The 16,654-nt window shown below is 55.4% G+C and carries 18 protein-coding genes; 5 read left to right on the top strand and 13 right to left on the bottom strand.

Features of this window, described 5'->3' with window-relative positions; genetic code table 11:
* Window positions 1-102: 102 nt before the first annotated feature.
* Window positions 103-1,212 carry a bifunctional 3,4-dihydroxy-2-butanone-4-phosphate synthase/GTP cyclohydrolase II gene (gene ribBA / locus ACA044_RS16935; RefSeq protein WP_497442442.1) on the bottom strand — a complete coding sequence of 370 codons (1,110 nt, stop codon included), beginning with the start codon at window positions 1,210-1,212 and terminating at the stop codon, window positions 103-105.
* A gap of 71 nt (window positions 1,213-1,283) precedes the next feature.
* Between ribBA and ACA044_RS16930 the strand changes: the two genes are divergently transcribed.
* The gene (locus ACA044_RS16930; protein ID WP_497442441.1) at window positions 1,284-1,577 is read left to right on the top strand and encodes a DUF1330 domain-containing protein; all 294 of its coding nucleotides are present in this window, start codon (window positions 1,284-1,286) and stop codon (window positions 1,575-1,577) included.
* A 6-nt stretch (window positions 1,578-1,583) separates the two neighbouring features.
* Here the strand turns inward: ACA044_RS16930 and ACA044_RS16925 are convergent, their stop codons facing one another.
* From ACA044_RS16925 to ACA044_RS16890, 8 genes are all read right to left on the bottom strand, one after another.
* Window positions 1,584-2,147 carry an NUDIX hydrolase gene (locus tag ACA044_RS16925; protein WP_497442440.1) on the bottom strand — a complete coding sequence of 188 codons (564 nt, stop codon included), beginning with the start codon at window positions 2,145-2,147 and terminating at the stop codon, window positions 1,584-1,586.
* A 2-nt stretch (window positions 2,148-2,149) separates the two neighbouring features.
* Entirely contained in the window at window positions 2,150-2,902 is a 753-nt protein-coding gene (locus tag ACA044_RS16920; protein WP_497442439.1) for a GntR family transcriptional regulator, read from the bottom strand.
* Window positions 2,903-2,988: 86 nt separating this feature from the next.
* Window positions 2,989-3,378, bottom strand: coding sequence for a carboxymuconolactone decarboxylase family protein (locus tag ACA044_RS16915; RefSeq protein WP_007991919.1), 390 nt, complete (start codon window positions 3,376-3,378; stop codon window positions 2,989-2,991).
* A 102-nt stretch (window positions 3,379-3,480) separates the two neighbouring features.
* Window positions 3,481-4,932 carry an NAD-dependent succinate-semialdehyde dehydrogenase gene (locus ACA044_RS16910; RefSeq protein ID WP_497442438.1) on the bottom strand — a complete coding sequence of 484 codons (1,452 nt, stop codon included), beginning with the start codon at window positions 4,930-4,932 and terminating at the stop codon, window positions 3,481-3,483.
* A 71-nt stretch (window positions 4,933-5,003) separates the two neighbouring features.
* The gene (locus tag ACA044_RS16905; protein WP_095129273.1) at window positions 5,004-5,489 is read right to left on the bottom strand and encodes a flavin reductase family protein; all 486 of its coding nucleotides are present in this window, start codon (window positions 5,487-5,489) and stop codon (window positions 5,004-5,006) included.
* Between the two features lie 12 nt (window positions 5,490-5,501).
* A complete protein-coding gene (locus ACA044_RS16900; RefSeq protein WP_497442437.1) occupies window positions 5,502-6,983 on the bottom strand; it encodes an aldehyde dehydrogenase in 1,482 nt (493 codons plus the stop codon).
* Window positions 6,980-7,813 (bottom strand): alpha/beta fold hydrolase, encoded by an 834-nt coding sequence (locus ACA044_RS16895; protein WP_018927717.1) that lies wholly within the window; start codon window positions 7,811-7,813, stop codon window positions 6,980-6,982. Before ACA044_RS16895 ends, ACA044_RS16900 begins: the two co-directional genes overlap by 4 nt.
* A 43-nt stretch (window positions 7,814-7,856) precedes the next feature.
* Complete coding sequence (locus ACA044_RS16890; protein ID WP_497442436.1) at window positions 7,857-8,447, bottom strand: amino acid synthesis family protein; 591 nt, start codon at window positions 8,445-8,447, stop codon at window positions 7,857-7,859.
* Window positions 8,448-8,832: 385 nt separating this feature from the next.
* On the opposite strand from ACA044_RS16890, the gene ACA044_RS16885 reads away from it, so the two are divergent.
* From ACA044_RS16885 to ACA044_RS16875, 3 genes are all read left to right on the top strand, one after another.
* Complete coding sequence (locus ACA044_RS16885; protein WP_497442435.1) at window positions 8,833-9,372, top strand: kinase inhibitor; 540 nt, start codon at window positions 8,833-8,835, stop codon at window positions 9,370-9,372.
* A 5-nt stretch (window positions 9,373-9,377) separates the two neighbouring features.
* Window positions 9,378-10,196 (top strand): helix-turn-helix transcriptional regulator, encoded by an 819-nt coding sequence (locus ACA044_RS16880; RefSeq protein ID WP_497442434.1) that lies wholly within the window; start codon window positions 9,378-9,380, stop codon window positions 10,194-10,196.
* A 236-nt stretch (window positions 10,197-10,432) separates the two neighbouring features.
* Window positions 10,433-11,065: a LysE family translocator gene (locus ACA044_RS16875; RefSeq protein ID WP_497442433.1), complete on the top strand. Its 633-nt coding sequence runs from the start codon at window positions 10,433-10,435 to the stop codon at window positions 11,063-11,065.
* 84 nt (window positions 11,066-11,149) lie between these two features.
* Here ACA044_RS16875 and ACA044_RS16870 read toward each other — a convergent pair whose 3' ends face one another.
* The 4 genes from ACA044_RS16870 to ACA044_RS16855 form a co-directional block, all read right to left on the bottom strand.
* Entirely contained in the window at window positions 11,150-12,406 is a 1,257-nt protein-coding gene (locus tag ACA044_RS16870; protein ID WP_497442432.1) for an aminotransferase-like domain-containing protein, read from the bottom strand.
* Window positions 12,407-12,468: 62 nt separating this feature from the next.
* Window positions 12,469-13,614 (bottom strand): trans-sulfuration enzyme family protein, encoded by a 1,146-nt coding sequence (locus ACA044_RS16865; RefSeq protein ID WP_497442431.1) that lies wholly within the window; start codon window positions 13,612-13,614, stop codon window positions 12,469-12,471.
* Window positions 13,611-15,095: an AmmeMemoRadiSam system radical SAM enzyme gene (amrS, locus tag ACA044_RS16860; protein WP_497442430.1), complete on the bottom strand. Its 1,485-nt coding sequence runs from the start codon at window positions 15,093-15,095 to the stop codon at window positions 13,611-13,613. The genes ACA044_RS16865 and amrS overlap by 4 nt, the downstream gene beginning before the upstream one ends.
* 98 nt (window positions 15,096-15,193) lie before the next feature.
* Window positions 15,194-15,913, bottom strand: coding sequence for a YczE/YyaS/YitT family protein (locus ACA044_RS16855; protein WP_497442429.1), 720 nt, complete (start codon window positions 15,911-15,913; stop codon window positions 15,194-15,196).
* Between the two features lie 201 nt (window positions 15,914-16,114).
* On the opposite strand from ACA044_RS16855, the gene ACA044_RS16850 reads away from it, so the two are divergent.
* On the top strand, window positions 16,115-16,546 hold the full coding sequence (locus ACA044_RS16850; RefSeq protein ID WP_497442428.1) for an Lrp/AsnC family transcriptional regulator: 432 nt from the start codon (window positions 16,115-16,117) through the stop codon (window positions 16,544-16,546).
* The last annotated feature ends 108 nt before the right edge of the window (window positions 16,547-16,654 follow it).

The raw sequence follows: 16,654 nt of genomic DNA, 5'->3' as shown, positions 1-16,654 counted from the left end.
TGTGCAAGCACTTTGCCTTACCGGCTATCAGCCAAAAGCGGTTTTTTTTGCCGTCAGGCCACCTAATGGTGGCCTGCGCGGGTAAAGGGGGCAGCCCCGGACTCATTCGGTGAAAGGGATGCTATCGACCACTTCCAGGTCGTAACCGGTCAAGCCTGCGTATTTCAGCGGTGGGCCGAGATGACGCAGCTTGCCCACGCCGAGATCCTGAAGAATTTGCGCCCCGGTCCCTACTTCAGAATAGATGCGCGACTGAGAACGGCTGAACTGCCGTGGCGGCTGAGTGAGTTGGGGCACGCGTTCGAGCAGCGCTTGTGACGACTCATGATTGGCCAGCACGACCACCACGCCGCGACCTTCTTCAGCCACCCGTTGCAGCGCGGCCCACAACGTCCAGTTGGACGGGCCGCTGTAATCCGCGCCAACCAGATCGCGCAGCGGATCGATCACATGCACCCGCACCAGAGTTGGCTCTTCCCGACGAATGTCACCCATGACCATCGCCATGTGCACGCCACCTTCGATACGGTCCTCGAAGGTGATCAGGCGGAAAGTGCCATGCACGGTCGGCAATTCACGTTCGCCGATACGCATCACCGTGTGTTCGGTGCTGAGGCGGTAGTGGATCAGATCGGCGATGGTGCCGATCTTGATCCCGTGTTTCTGCGCGAAGATTTCCAGGTCCGGGCGGCGGGCCATGGTGCCGTCATCGTTCATCACTTCGACAATCACCGAGGCCGGGGTTAAACCGGCCAGGCGTGCGAGGTCACAACCGGCTTCGGTGTGGCCGGCACGGGTCAGCACGCCGCCTTCCTTGGCGCGTAGCGGGAAGATATGGCCAGGCTGCACAATGTCCGTGGGACCTGCATTGGCGGCTACGGCGGCGGCAATGGTACACGCCCGATCGGCGGCGGAAATACCGGTGGTCACGCCCACAGCGGCCTCGATGGATACCGTGAACGCGGTGCTGAACACACTGCCATTGCTCGGCACCATCTGCTCCAGACCCAGGCGCTGACAGTGCTCGTCGGTCAGGGTCAGGCAAATCAATCCGCGCGCTTCACGAGCCATGAAGCTGATGGCCTCGGCGGTGCAGCGGTCGGCGGCGAGCAGCAGGTCGCCTTCGTTTTCCCGGTCCTCGTCGTCGACCAGAAGCACCATCTTGCCTTGTCGGTAATCTTCGATGATTTCTTCGATGCTGTTGAAGGCCATGCTGGAACTCTCAGTGTTTGGTGGGTATATTCATTGGTATACCATAATACAAAATAAACCAAGAGGTCACTATGAAGGCGTACTGGATTGCTCACGTGGATGTCACCGACCCCGATCAATACAGCCAATACACCCAGCGCGCCCCGGCGGCGTTCGCTTTATATGGCGGGCGGATGTTGGCCCGAGGCGGGCGCAGCGAAGCGATGGAAGGCCGGCCCACGCCGCAACGCAGCGTGGTCATCGAGTTCGATTCTTACGAGCAGGCGCTGGCCTGTTACCACAGCGAGCACTATCAGGAGGCGAAACGGCACCGTGAGGGCGTGGCCCGGGCCGAGGTGATCATTGTCGAGGGTGTGACGCCTTAGGAGATGTCAGCGAATGAAGTGGATCTTGCCGGTATCGTCGTTGCCGATGTAGATGCCGTAGACCCCGGCCTGGCGTTCCTCGATATAGCGTTCGAGGATCTGCCGGATTGCCGGGTAATAGATGCTGTCCCAGGGAATGTCCTCGGGTGCGAAGAATTTGTAGTCCAGGGTTTCCGGGCCGTATTGGCCGGTGATCTCCAACGCGATGGCGCGGAAGATGATGTACACCTCGCTGATCTTCGGCACGCTGAAGATCGAGTAGGGCGAGAGAATTTCCGCGCGCACGCCGCTCTCTTCCCAGACTTCGCGCAGCGCCGCTTGCTCGGTGGTCTCGCCGCCTTCCATGAAGCCCGCCGGCAGCGTCCAGGTGCCGGGACGCGGCGGGATCGCGCGCTGGCACAGCAAATACTTGCCGTTCTGCTCGATGATGCAGCCGGCGATAATTTTCGGATTGATGTAATGGATGTAGCCGCAACCACGGCACATCAGGCGCTCGTGCGTATCGCCCGGCGGCAGTTGCTGACCGAGGTCATTGCCGCCGCACTTTGGACAAAAGCTAGGGCTGAACATTTTCAGCGACCTATGCGGGGTTCTTTGAGCGCGATGGGCACGGTGATCTCGGGGATTTCACCGGTCTCTTCCTGCTTGCGCTTGAGGTACTCCAGGGCGACCTTGGCGGCGGCGCGCACGTGGTCGACACAAGCCTGGTGGGCGGCCAGGGGATCGCCGCTCTTGATCGCTTCGACCATGCGTTCCATTTCCTGATTGCTCACGCCCCGGCGATTTTCCTGGGACACCGAAGTCGCCCGCAGGTAACTGATCCGTGCCTGCAACTGACGCAGCTGAGTGGCCGCGACATGATTGCCGGAACCTTCGAGCAGGACGTCGTAGAAACCTTGAACCGAATCGATCACCTGTTGCAGTTCACCTTCCTTGAGGGCCTTGCGGTTTTCCTCGAGGGCTTTTTCCAGGGCCTTGATGTCCTTGGCCTTGGCGCGCAGGGTGAACAGCTGAACGATCAGGCCCTCGAGCACGCAACGCAGCTCATAAATGTCGCCTGCATCGGCCAGGGTGATGATCGCGACACGTGGGCCCTTGGCGTCGGCGAATTCCACCAGGCCTTCGGACTCCAGGTGACGCAAGGCTTCGCGTACGGAAGTGCGGCTGACGCCCAGGCGATCGCACAGATCGCGTTCGACCAGACGATCTCCCGGCAGGAGCTGGAAGTTCATGATGGCGCTTCGCAATTTATCCAGCACGATTTCGCGCAGGGTAACGGGGTTGCGATTGACCTTGAAGCTGTCGTCGAGTGGCAGGCGTTTCATGGGGTCCGCTCTGAGTGTGGCTGTCCATGCAAAAAGAGCACTACGACTCAGGATCATCGTGCTCAGGTCATCACAACAGCCAAGGGTTAACTGGAGGCCTCGGCATCGGCTTCGGCGAAGGCTTCACGGGCGAGCCGGAAACTGTCTACGGCAGCGGGAACACCGCAATAAATACCGACCTGAAGCAGAATTTCGCGTATTTGTTCACGACTCAGCCCGTTACGCAAGGCGCCGCGTACATGCAGCTTGAGTTCGTGAGGCCGGTTGAGGGCCGAAATCATCGCCAAGTTTATCATGCTGCGCTCTTTAAGCGACAAACCCTCACGGCCCCAGACGTGGCCCCAGCAGTACTCGGTGACCATCTCCTGCAGTGGCCGGGTGAAGTCATCGGCATTCTCGATAGAGCGGTTCACGTAGGCTTCGCCCAGCACCTGGGTGCGGATTTTCAGGCCTTTTTCATACTTTTCGTTGTTCATTCCGATTCTCTCCGTGGAACTAGTCTGTAGGAGCCAGGCTTGCCGGCGAAAGCGTTCCTGAGGCCCCCTTCGCTGGCAAGCCTGGCTCCTACCCATCAAGGCTCAGAGCCCGCCCATCAGGGTGTATTTGAGTTCCAGATAATCCTCGATGCCGTACTTGGAACCTTCGCGGCCCAGCCCCGAGGATTTGATGCCGCCAAAGGGCGCGACTTCGGTGGAAATCAGCCCTTCGTTGATCCCGACCATGCCGTACTCCAGCGCTTCGCTCATGCGCCAGGCCCGGCCGAGATCGCGGGTGTAGCAGTAAGCCGCGAGGCCGAACTCGGTGTCGTTGGCCAGGTGCACCGCCTCGGCCTCACTCTCGAAGCGGAACACAGCCGCCAGCGGGCCAAAGGTTTCCTCTTGAGCGACTTTCATGTCACCGGTCACGCCGGCCAGCACGGTTGGCTGGAAGAAGCCATGTCCCAGCGCATGACGTTCGCCCCCGCAAAGCAGTCGGGCGCCTTGGGCGAGCGCATCCTGAACGTGGTCTTCGACTTTGGCCACGGCGCGTTCGTTGATCAGCGGGCCTTGGGTGACGCCTGCCTCGAAACCATTGCCAACGTTCAGTTGAGCCACTCGTTCGGCCAGCCGCGCAACAAAGGCTTCATGGATGCCGCTCTGCACCAGGAAGCGATTGGCACAGACGCAGGTTTGCCCGGCATTGCGGAACTTGGCGATCAGCGCACCTTCTACGGCGCGCTCCAGATCAGCATCGTCGAACACGATGAAGGGCGCGTTGCCCCCCAGTTCCAGTGAGACTTTTTTCAGCGTTGGCGCGCACTGCGCCATGAGCAACTTGCCAATGGCGGTGGAACCGGTGAACGACAGTTTGCGCACCAGCGGGCTGGCGGTCAGCTCACCGCCGATGGCCACGGCGTCGCCGGTGATTACGTTGAAAATGCCCGGTGGAATCCCGGCCTGTTCCGCCAACGCGGCCATGGCCAGCGCCGAGAACGGCGTCTCCGGTGCCGGTTTGACGATGCACGGGCAGCCGGCCGCCAGCGCAGGACCGGCCTTGCGGGTGATCATAGCCGCCGGGAAATTCCACGGGGTGATGGCCGCGACGACACCGATCGGCTCCTTGCTGACCACAATGCGCGCATCGCCTTTGTGGCTGGGAATGGTGTCGCCGTAGATGCGCTTGGCTTCTTCGGCGAACCACTCTATGAAGCTTGCGGCATAGAGGATTTCACCCTTGGCTTCGGCCAGGGGCTTGCCTTGTTCCAGGGTGAGGATTTCGGCCAGGGCGTCGGCGTGCTCCAGCATCAGCCCGTGCCAGCGTTTGAGCGTCTGGCTGCGTTCCTTGGCGGTCAGTGCACGCCAGGCCGGCCAGGCTTTGTTGGCGGCGGCGATGGCCTGGCGGGCTTCTGCGGCGCTGAGGTTAGGCACCTGGCCGATCTTTTCGCCGGTGGCCGGGTTGAAAATGTCCTGACAGGCGCCGTTGGGTGCATCCAGCCATTGCCCGTCGATATAGGCCTGCTGGCGGAACAGTTGCAAGGCTGCTGGGCTCATGCCGGCTCCCGTAATAGAAATTAAAAAAGGGCCGCACCGGGGGGTGGTTAGACGCAGCCCAAACGTAGACGTCAGGCCAGGGTGGGCAACGGGCCCAGCTTGCCTTTGTGATAAATCATCGGTGTCACCGGTTGCTCGGGCAGAATCAGGTTCTTCACCGCGCCGACGATGATCGCGTGATCGCCGCCGTCGTATTCGCGCCACAGTTCGCACTCGATGATCGCCGTGGCTTTGCCCAGCAGCGGGTTGCCCAGCTCGCTGAGGTGCCAGTCGATGCCTTTGGCCTTGTCCTTGCCTTTGCCCGCAAACGCATAGGCTTCGGCAGTCTGGTCGGCCGACAGCAGATGAATCGCGAACTGCTTGCTGTCACGCAGAATCGGGTATGTGTCCGAGGCATAGTTGGGGCAGAACAGCACCAGTGCCGGATCAATCGACAGCGCACTGAAGGCGCTGGCGGTGATGCCGACGATGCCGCCGTCCGGGTCCAGGGTGGTGACCACCGTGACCCCGGAAGGGAACGAGCTCATGACGTCTTTATAAATGCCGGGTTCGATCATGTCGGCGGTCTCCTAGCGCATCACGAAAGGATCAGGCATCGGTGCCTGAGAGAGGTTGATCCACACCGTTTTCAGCTCGGTGTAGGCCAGCACCGAATCGATGCCGCTTTCGCGTCCATAGCCGCTGTTCTTGAAGCCGCCGATCGGCGCCATGGCCGATACCGCACGGTAGGTGTTGACCCAGATAATCCCCGAACGCACGTCCCGGGCCAGGCGATGGGCACGGCCCAGATCGCGGGTCCAGATGCCGGCGGCGAGGCCGAACTGCGAGTCGTTGGCAATCGCCAGGGCTTCGGCTTCATCTTTGAAACGAATCACCGAGGCCACCGGGCCGAAGACCTCTTCCTGCATGATCTTCATCGAGTTGCGGTCGCATTCGAACAGGGTCGGTTCGTAGAACCAGCCGTCGCCCAGATTATCCGGACGCTTGCCGCCCAGACGCAGACGAGCACCCTCGGCCACGGCATCGGCTACCAAGCCTTCGACCACCGCCAGTTGTTGCGCAGTGGCCATCGGGCCCATTTCGCTGCTGTCTTCCTGCGGGTTGCCGATGCGGATGCGCTTGGCGCGTTCGACCAGACGATCGACGAACTCATCGTAGATTTCGTCCTGCACCAACAACCGCGAGCCGGAAACGCAGCTCTGGCCTGATGCCGCATAGATCCCGGCAATTGCACCATTGATGGCGCTGTCGAGGTCGGCATCGGCAAAGATAATGTTCGGTGATTTACCGCCCAGTTCCAGCGACAGCTTGGCGAAGTTTTCAGCGCTGCTGCGCACCACATGCCGAGCCGTGGCAGCGCCGCCGGTGAAGGCGATCTTGCGCACCAGTGGATGGCGGGTGAGGGCTGCACCGGTACTCGGGCCGTAACCGGTGACGACGTTGACCACGCCCGGCGGAATACCGGCTTCCAGCGCTAGACGAGCCAGCTCCAGAATGGTTGCCGAGGCGTGCTCGGACGGTTTGATCACAATGGTGTTGCCTGCCGCGAGGGCTGGCGCCAGTTTGATTGCCGTCAGGTACAGCGGGCTGTTCCAGGGAATGATCGCCGCGACCACGCCCATGGCTTCATGCACGGTGTAGGCAAACAGGTCGGGCTTATCGAGGGGCAGGGTGCCGCCTTCAAGCTTGTCGGCCAGGCCTGCGGTGTAGTGAAAGAACTCCGGCAGGTAGCCGACCTGACCGCGGGTTTCGCGAATCAGCTTGCCGTTGTCGCGGCTTTCCAGCTGCGCCAGTTGTTCTTTGTTTTCAGCGATCAGGTCACCGAGGCGGCGCAGCAGTTTGCCGCGAGCGGTGGCGGTCAAACCGCGCCAGGCCGGGCTGTCGAAAGCCGACTGCGCAGCCTGCACGGCGCGCTCGACATCGGCTTCGTCGGCATCGGGCAATTCAGCCCAGGCTTGAGCCAGGGCCGGGTTCAGGCTTTCAAAGGTCTTGCCGGAGAGGGCATCGACCCATTCACCGCCGATGCACATCTGGAAGCGTGCGAGTGTCATGCAACGATCCCCTTTATTTGGTTTTGTCGGGCGTTTGCCGTGTCGAGAAATTCCAGCAGCAGCTGGTTGACCAGACGCGGAGATTCTACGGGCATCATATGCCGCTGCTCGGCGAGCACGGCAACGGTCGCGCCGGGAATTCGCTCAGCCAGTTGCTGGGCCATTTCCGGTGTCGAGCCTGGATCAAGCTCGCCGGTGGCGACCAGTGTCGGCACCTGAATGCTCCCCAGATCCTCCGCGCGGTACATGTCTTGGGTCGCGAACAGCTCATAAGTGGTCAGGTAACCTTGCGGATCGTTACCCGCCAAGGTCTGGCGCAGCGCGGCGATCTGCGCCGGATTGGCCGCCTGGTATTCACGGCTGAACCAGCGCGACAGCGCGGCTTCGGCGTTGGCATCCGGGCCATGCTCGGCCGCCTGAGCGGTGCGGGCGATGACGCCGGCGCGTTGCTCGGGGCTGCGGTTGAACACGCTGTTGAGCACCACCAGGCCTTGCAAGCGTTGCGGGTAATGCAAGGCAAACGCCCGCGCCACCAGCCCGCCCATGGAAAAGCCGATCACCGTTGCCTGGGGCAGTTGCAGGTGGTCGAGCAGTTCCAGCAACTGGTCGGCATAGCCCAGCAGAGGCGTGCCGCTTTCCGGGCGTGGGCTGGCACCATGGCCGAGCATGTCGTAGGCAATCACACGGTACTTCGTGGCCAGGCCAACGACCTGGCCGCCCCACATTTCTTTGTTCAGGCCCACGCCGTGGATCAAAACCACGGGCTGGCCTTGGCCGGTCGCCAGGTAACTGGTGCCAGCCGGGGTGCGTTCAGCGGTGAGCCGAATCATGGAGCGCTCCTGCATGCCTTTTTGTTGTAGTTACTGACCTGGATTACTGGGCGTTCTCGGCCGCCAGTTCTTCCAGATCGATGTAACGGTTGCCGATGCGTGGGTGCAGGCGGCCGCCATCGGCGCAACCCAGTACCACGACGATTTCATCAGCGCGCGGCGCGTCTTCGATCTGCATTTCCAGGGTGATGTAGTGTGAGCGCAGGCCTTCATCGTCCTTGTGCATCATCGGGATCTGAATCGAAGTGCCCGGGCCGCCGCGCTTGTTGGTGAAGCTCAGGTAGCTCTTGGCATTTACCGCTTCACGGTAGTGATTGCCGAAGCGCAGGGTATGGATCACGGCGGAGGCGTGCTCGATTTCGCCATCGGCTCCGACTACAGCGGCCTTGCCGTAGGCTTCGATCTTCTCGGCACCGCCGATGATGCCCACCAGACGCTCTACCATCAGCGCGCCGAGGTCGGAGCAGTTGGCACGGATTTCCGGCTTCAGGTCTTCGACGAAGCCGCGGCCCAGCCAAGGGTTTTTCATCACCACGGCCAGCCCGACCATGGTCACTGGCTTATCGGTAGCTTTGCCGCCTTCGATAAAGGTTTCTTCGACATAGCTGACGATCTTGCGAATTTCGAAACTCATGAGCTGCTCCGGTGTGAGGGTAAGAGTGTCTGTGCGTATGATGGTATACCATAATACTGGCTGTGCAAGTCCCCTCGATGAGTTTCTGGTTGGAAGGCGATAAAAGGAAGGCAGGGCTATAGCGGCGGCTGCTCGGAGTGCCAGATAGCGTCGACTTTTTCAACACAATCGACCGATATCCCTCAGTTGTGAGCTGACACCGTTACTGGCGTTCTGCGATGCCAGTAGCGGCGATGAAGAATGTCTTCGGCCCGGTTCGAGCTGGGTTGAATTGGCATCTGAATCGAGAGAGCGTTTTGGCACAATGGTCGAGCATTTCGGCACAGTAATCACTCTGTGCGCTCTCTAGACTCGTGCTTCACGCCAAGACACAGATGAGGTCACGATGAACATCAGAGCAATCCTATCCGCATTGTCCATGGGGGTCGTCCTCACCGGACACGCTGCCGACTTCTCGCTGACGAGCCAGGATATTGCTGAAAACCGCCCGCTGACCAGCCGCGAGGTGTTCCAGGGCTTCGGTTGCGAAGGGGGTAATACGTCCCCCGAACTTTCCTGGGCCAACGCCCCGACGGGTACTAAAAGTTACGCGATCACGGTCTACGATCCTGATGCGCCGACCGGCAGCGGCTGGTGGCATTGGACGGTGGTCAATTTGCCCGCTTCAACCAGCAGTTTGCCAAGAGGGGTCGGTTCGAACCTGCCTGCCGGTGCAGTACAAGGGCGAACCGATTATGGCCAACCGGGATTTGGCGGCGCTTGCCCTCCTGTAGGGGATAAGCCCCATCGCTATCAATTCACCGTATGGGCGTTGAAAGTCGATAAGCTACCCCTCGACAATCAGGCCAGCGGCGCCTTGGTGGGTTATATGCTCAATGCCAACGCCCTGGCCAAAGCGACCATTACTTCAACTTACGGACGTTAAGAACGATGCCCCCTTATGTCGGCATACAGCACCGGGAAAATATTATCGATGCGTGTGTCATACGGGCGCGACAGCCTCATACATTGCAACGGGTGCCGATATTCGTGACCACCTTGTGTAGAGTGCGACAGGGGGAAAAACTGCTGCAATGGGATGAGCGGGAAATGCGTGCAGGGCCGCAACATCTGATTCTGATGCCGGCCGGGCGCGAGCTTGGCATCTCAAACTTCCCCGGCCTTCATGGTCACTACATCGCCGATGTGGTGACCTTTCCCGGATCGACACTGCGTAATTTCAGCAGCCGATATGGCCAGCAGATCATGAGTCATTGCCGTGCCCTGAAGACAGATCTATGTGTCCCTCTGGACAGGCATACAACGCAGGCATGGGATCAGTTATTGGCCTCCATCAACGCGAACGCTCCGGATGCGTTACGCACCCACTATGGGGAAGCGGTTCTTCTGAGCCTGTGCCTTGGCGGCCAGGCCGGACCGCTGCTGATGGATCGCAATGATCCACTGTGCGAACGTGTGCAGCAGTTGGTAATGGGCAGCCCGGAGAGAGACTGGACTGTTGCGCACGTCGCACAACACCTGAACCTTGGTGAATCGACTTTGCGTCGCCAACTGGCCAATGAGGGGGACAGTTTCAGGAATATTCTGGAAAGCGTTCGACTTGCAACGGCACTGCAATGGTTGCAAACCACTTCTCGGCCCATCGGTGAAATTGCCGGTGCCAGCGGCTACGCCTCGGCCTCGCGTTTTGCAGTGCGCTTTCGCTCACACTATGGCCTGTCGCCCCGGGAACTGCGGGCGACGATTTAGGCGGTTACGAACCTGCGAAATTGATATCGTCTGCACACTGGATGATCGCCCGGCGCCAACAAGTTTGCGTTGGCCGGTTTGTCCAAGGGTCAGAACGCTGCCAGACCTTAATAATGAAGGGAAAATAAGAATACTTCATACAAAATTATCGGAAAAACGTGTGTATAAATTAATAATTAATTCATAAATACATGCACTTCCCTTAACCTTTCAGTATCACTAGGGGAGGTGTGTCCATGTTAATTTTTATTAAATCAATGGTCATTGGGCTTTGTATTGCAGCGCCTGTGGGGCCTATTGGGCTGTTGTGCATACAGAGGAGTCTAATGCTTGGATGGAGAGCAGGTTTCGCGACAGGATTGGGGGCGGCAACAGCCGATTCGATCTATGGATTTGTAGGTGCACTGGGGATCACAGCCATCATCGCGACACTCATTAGCTTTAAGCCATGGTTATGTATTTTGGGGGGGATGTTCCTCGCGTACATTGGTTATCAAACAATAAGATCGAAGGAGAGCAGAACAGCCCTGGCGGGTGAACGAGCCAACATGTTCAAAGCCTACTCGACCACACTGTTTTTGACACTGTCGAACCCAATGACCATCTTATCGTTTATCGCGATATTTGCCGCCATGAGTGACGGCATGGTCAATGATCAAAGCAGTCAGCACTCAGTACTGCCTATGGTGACAGGTATATTTCTAGGCTCGGCTGTCTGGTGGCTGGGGTTGAGCGGATTTTCCTCCATATTCAAGACCAGGGTTTCTCAATCAAAGCTTAGGTTGATCAACTATTTTTCCGGGTCAACCATAACCATTCTGGGTGCCTACCAAGTAGCCACTGGCGTTTTACTCGCCACAGGAACCTAAGCGGGAAGTCATGCAAGGCCTATTTCTCATTGACTGATGAATAGGCCTTGGCATCAATCCCCTACGGCCCTATGGGAGGATGCTTTACTGCATTTTGAATTCAATGTACGCCCTGAGACGGCCTATCGCTTGTTTGATTTCTGATTCTGTCGCATTACTAAACGACAACCTGACCTGAGTAACAGCCTCATTCGTCAATGAAAACAAGGACGTGGGAAATACAATAACCTTGAAATTCTTGGCGCACTCGCACATTTCAAAATATTCAAAGATGAAAGGTAGCTGTACATTGATAAAAAAGCCTCCTGCCGGGTGATTCCAGGTGACACTTCTTCGAGCGTCAGCCTTGAGTGGGAATTCACGTTCAAGGCATTCAATCAAGCAGTTTCTTTTTTTCGTGTAAGACAACACCCTTGGTTGGTTCAGCCCTTTTAAAGAATAATTATTCTCTAGCAGCAAACCTCCGACAACCGCTTGACACAGGGCAGGTGTATTGACCGTGATCAAGCTTTTGGCTTTGCATAATCGGGTGCTAAAGGACATCACCCCAGCGTCCTCCGGAGCGACTAGATAGCCCATACGCAATCCAGGAAAAATCGACTTTGCAAAAGAGCCAAGAAGAAACACTCGACTACTGTCGATCGACTTCATCGAAGGAATTTTATCTCCCTCGTACCTGAAGTAGCTGTAGGCATTATCCTCCAGGATAAAAAAATTCATTTCCTTGGCCAAGGAGAGCATAGCCTTCCTGTCTTCATAGGAAAGGCTGTCAGCAGTAGGGTTACTAAAATCTGAAATCGCGTACAACGCTTTTACCTTTTCCCCCCTGGACTCAAGATCTTCAGCTACCTTGCGCAGGGCAGAGGGATCAAGGAAGGTGTCCATGGGAACGGGTACAATCTTTATTCTCAACAGTTTCGCAATACCCGTTATCCCGGAGAACACAGGATCAGGCACTAATAAAACACCGCCTCCTTCAAAAATGGATAACAGCGTCAAGGTGGCAGCTTCTTGAAAACCCATGCACACGACAATATTTTCAGAGTTGAGAATCTTTATCCCTTCATCCACCTGCAAGTGTTCGGCGATTATCTCATTGATAATCCCGGCGGTTTTTCCATATTGGCAAAGTAGTGTCGCCAGTGAATGTTCTGTATCGGCGATGTATCGTGTATAGCTGGCCAGCCCCTTATCGATGAGGGAGGGGTCGCATTGTTCATCATCAGGTCGGCCGGAAGCCAGAGAAATAGCCTCTGGATTTTCATTGGAAATGGAGTTTAGAAGATGGATAACGTTCAGGATAGGGTCTTCGAATATCGTTTTTTCGAATGCACTGGACAATCTCGCTTCTCCATAAAAAAGCAACGAGCCGTTGAAGGCTCGTTGCTCCTGATTCACATCAGTTACGCAGGTTTAAGTGCACTTTTTCGATCAACCATGTTTTCCATGGCGTCGAATGCTTGAAGCAGATCCTCTTTAAGATCCTCAAGGTCCTCTAAGCCAAAACACAATCGAACCAAACCCTTTTCAATCCCCATGTCTGTCTTTTCCTGCTCAGTCATCGAGGCATGGCTTCCACTAAAGGGTTGCGCAACCATCGACGTGACACAGGCCATTCCCGTGCCCGTTCCAAACCATTTGAGGGCGCTGGTGAAGGTTTTGTAAAAGGGAACCAGATCGGGCCGAATATCAACAAACACAATGCCACCATAGCCTGTCAATTGTTTGCCATCGACTCGCGGATAATAAACATGCTCAATAAAGGGCAGTTCCCGCAGGTAGTTGAGCATGCTGGAGGTTGTGTTGCTGTGTTTCTCCATGCGCAGGTTAAATGTCTGCATGCTTCTGCGAAGCAGCCATGCGCTATTAGGGGTTAATATTGAGCCTGAATAAAAACGGCCTTCGAGGAGGCGTTTATAAATCATTTCACTGTTGACAAGCACCAGACCGCCCATGACGTCGCTATGCCCGGAGAAATACTTCGTAGCACTGTACAGAGAAATATCGGCGCCAAAGTTTAGAGGCTTTTGAAATATCGGAGTGGCCCACGTGTTATCAACGACCACCAAGGCCTCTGGGTTGTTTTGCTTAACCGCCCTGCTGACCGCATGAATATCAATATCTTTCAGGAAGGGATTGGTCGGCGTTTCGAAAATGACCATGTCCACGTTCAATGGCAGCTCTTTCAATCCACGTTCTGTGGTGAGGTCCAGAACGGTCAGTTCCGCACCGATACGGGCAGCATATCTTTGAAACAGCTTATAAGAACAGCCATAGATATATTTGTTGATCACCAGCGACCCACCAGGTTTCAGCAGCTCCAAAACCATGTAGATGGCACTCATTCCGGTGCTGTAGGCCAAGGCGTATTCGCTTCCTTCCAGGGCAGCGACAACCTGTTCCAGCTCAGTCACATTGGGATTGGCTTTTCTTGAGTAGAAGAACGCCGAGTCAGCGCTAAACGCGCTGCACTGATAAATAGGCGTCACTGATGGATGGGCCTCTCGGTCATCGACCTTGATATGGAGTATTTCAGTAGACACGTTCATGACTTGCTGACCAGTTTGATAACCTGCTCATACATGTTCTGCTTGCCTTCATAACCAATAGTCGGAGTGATGTCATTTTGCGAAATGCCAATCTCTTCAATCGACTCGGTTGGGAAGTGAGCCCTGTCGAATACTTCATGAAGATTCGAATTCACCCCCTTGGGAAGCCAGACCTCAGGCCCTGATTCATCAATTCGCGCCTTGGCGATAATGAACCGATAGCTTTCATACGGCCGCAATGTCAGTGATTTCCAATCGCTGTTGAGTCCGTCGGTATAGTTGCGCCGCAGGTAGACGGTCTGTTCAAAGTCTTCAGTATTCAGCACTTGGGCGTGCAGCGATACGATATCCCCATGCCACTCAAACTTTCGCTTCTCGTAAGTCGTCAGCGCATCCTCTCGCAGTTCAACAGGATCGTTCGCCTTGTGTTCGCCAAGTAATTTGAAATGTGCATCGTGCCCACACCGGGTGCAGCAACCGTTGCTGTCCAATCCGATTATTTCAGCATTCAAGCCGTAGCGGGTAACGAGTAGAGCGTTGCAATGATTGCAACTGGTATTGGTGCCCTCGACATCATTCACGTTACCCAGATAAACATGCTCAACCCCCATGCTCCGTGCGATGTCCCGGGCCTTCAGGAGTCTATCCACGGGAGTTCTGATGCTATTGCTCATTTTATAATCGGGGTGAAACCTTACAAAGTGCAGCGGTACATTCGGGCCCAGTTCATCCAGTACCCACTGGCTAATCTTCCTGGCGGTGTCCTCATCGTCACTGATGTCGGTAACCATCAAGGTACTGACTTCAACATATTTGCCAGCATCGTATACTTTCTTGATGCCGGCCAGAACGGGCTCTACCCAGCCTGTTGTGACTTTTCGGTAGTATTCAGGGGAAATGGATTTTAGCGAAATTGAGAATATATCAATGACCGGCAATAGTTCATCAATGGCTTCTTCACTGATAAAAAATGCTGATTTATATAAATTGATCAGTCCCGCTTCCTTTGCCAGTTTTGCCGTGTCGAGGATGAATTCATGCCAGACAACAGGATCGTTATACGTCCAGGAGATGACGCGTATACCATGCTTCAGCGCAGTTTCCACAACCTGCTCAGGTGTATAGTAGTAAACATCTTTGTCTGTCACATACTTGGCCTGAGAGGTCTTCCAGTTGTGACAGTAGCCGCAGTTAAGCATGCAGCCGATATTGCCCAGGGAAAGGATTCGCTCTCCGGGAGCAAAGTGGAATACAGCTTCGGTTTCGATAGTCTCTTCGGTACTGTGAACGCCTTTGCCATAATTCAATGTAACTAGCCGACCCCCTCGGTTTCCACGTACCTTGCAAAAACCTACCTTACCCTCCTGTATGACACAGTTTCGGGGGGAAAGATGACACTTTACAATACCACCCGGGAGTATTTCTTCCAGCTTTGCGGGCTTACTTTCCAAGGTCCAGTTTTTATTATTTGTATTGTCCATCTCTCGTTCCTCATCACGGAAGTTACTGTCAACATCATCGGTTAAAATAGTCGAGGCGAAACAATCCCGCCGCCACAGTGGCAGCCGTTCCCTCGTAGTTATTGGTAGACGGAAGAAGCGCTGATCAATCCATAATTCTTAAGTGAAAAGCGCTTGGCATTCATATTCATGAATGGCTGGATAAGAGGGCTTATGACCAACAAGAATGCAATGGTTCCCACGCCGAACGGCCCACCTAAAAGCCACCCGGTCGAAAAGATACCAATTTCAATTATCATTTTGGCTTTGGTGAATGACCAGGCCCATTTGGAAACCATGGTAAGAACCACAAGGTCCATGATTCTGATACCAATACCGCTCATGATGATCAGTGCGGATGAATAAGCACACAAGATCAGCCCCATCGCCAACATCGTGTAATCATTCACTCTGACAATCAAATACTCTCCAAGCCCCAGCACAGACCAGAGGTCAATCAGCAGACCTGTAAGCGTGGTTGTAATAAATGGACTTATCGGAGGATATTTTTTGTTCCAGAGCATCCACCACAGCAGAAAGAATGCCGCAACGATGCCCGAACAAACGCCCATTCCGAGCATGAGGGTTTTATTTATTGAGATGATCAGGACATCTAAAGGATCAGTTCCCAGTTGACTGACTATGAAAAACTTGGCACCCACCGAGAAAAGGGTGACGCCAGCCAGGTACATAAAAATCTGATCCATCTTGAAGCTGCGAAAACCTAGGACTTGCGTTCCAATATACTTTGCGAATAATGGATAGAACTTTTTTTCACACTTTGTTTTTTCATCTTCCATACGAACACCATCCCTGGAGAGAAATATTTTATTATGCAGTGCGTAACGCTAAAGACTAAGGGCTATTGATTGCGCGGATTCTTTTCAGGCTTGTCGGGCTGTAAATAGACTAGCACTCTGCTTTATTTTGGTGCATTATTTTTTTAATGAAAAACTGGTGTTTTTCATTAAAATTTATACTTTTTACTGGGGGGAACGTACATGGATCGTATAGACATAAAAATCCTGGGAAAGGTGCAGGACTGCGGTCGCATTTCCATCACAGAGCTGTCCAAGCACGCTGGTCTTTCTATTCCCGCCACCACTGATCGGCTGCGAAAGCTCGAAGACTCTGGGGTCATCAAGGGCTATTGCGCTCAGTTAGATCCAACCAAGCTAGGGTTCGGCATCTCTGCTGTCGTCGGCATCACCACCCTTAAGCCTGCGAAAGCCAAATTGATAGCGACGCTCAACGACATACCCGAAGTCGTCGAGTGTCTACACATCACGGGTAACGACTCCTACCTGATCAGGATCTATGCCAGGTCAATGGCCGATATCGAAAATATCATTGCGAAGATCAACGCGTACGGTGAGACACGTACAAGCATTGTTTTGTCAGTCCCTATCGAGAGAAGAACGCTTGCCCCTTGAGCATGTGCGTTGCGCAGTGTCTGATTTTGCGACTGCTTCGCAGCCGAACGCAGGCTACGCCAGCTGCTACAGATCGCATTACCTTAAGACGTCACAGCGATGACAATC

The organism is Pseudomonas sp. LBUM1673 (assembly GCF_059695645.1).
This window is presented reverse-complemented; position numbering and strand designations above follow the sequence as displayed.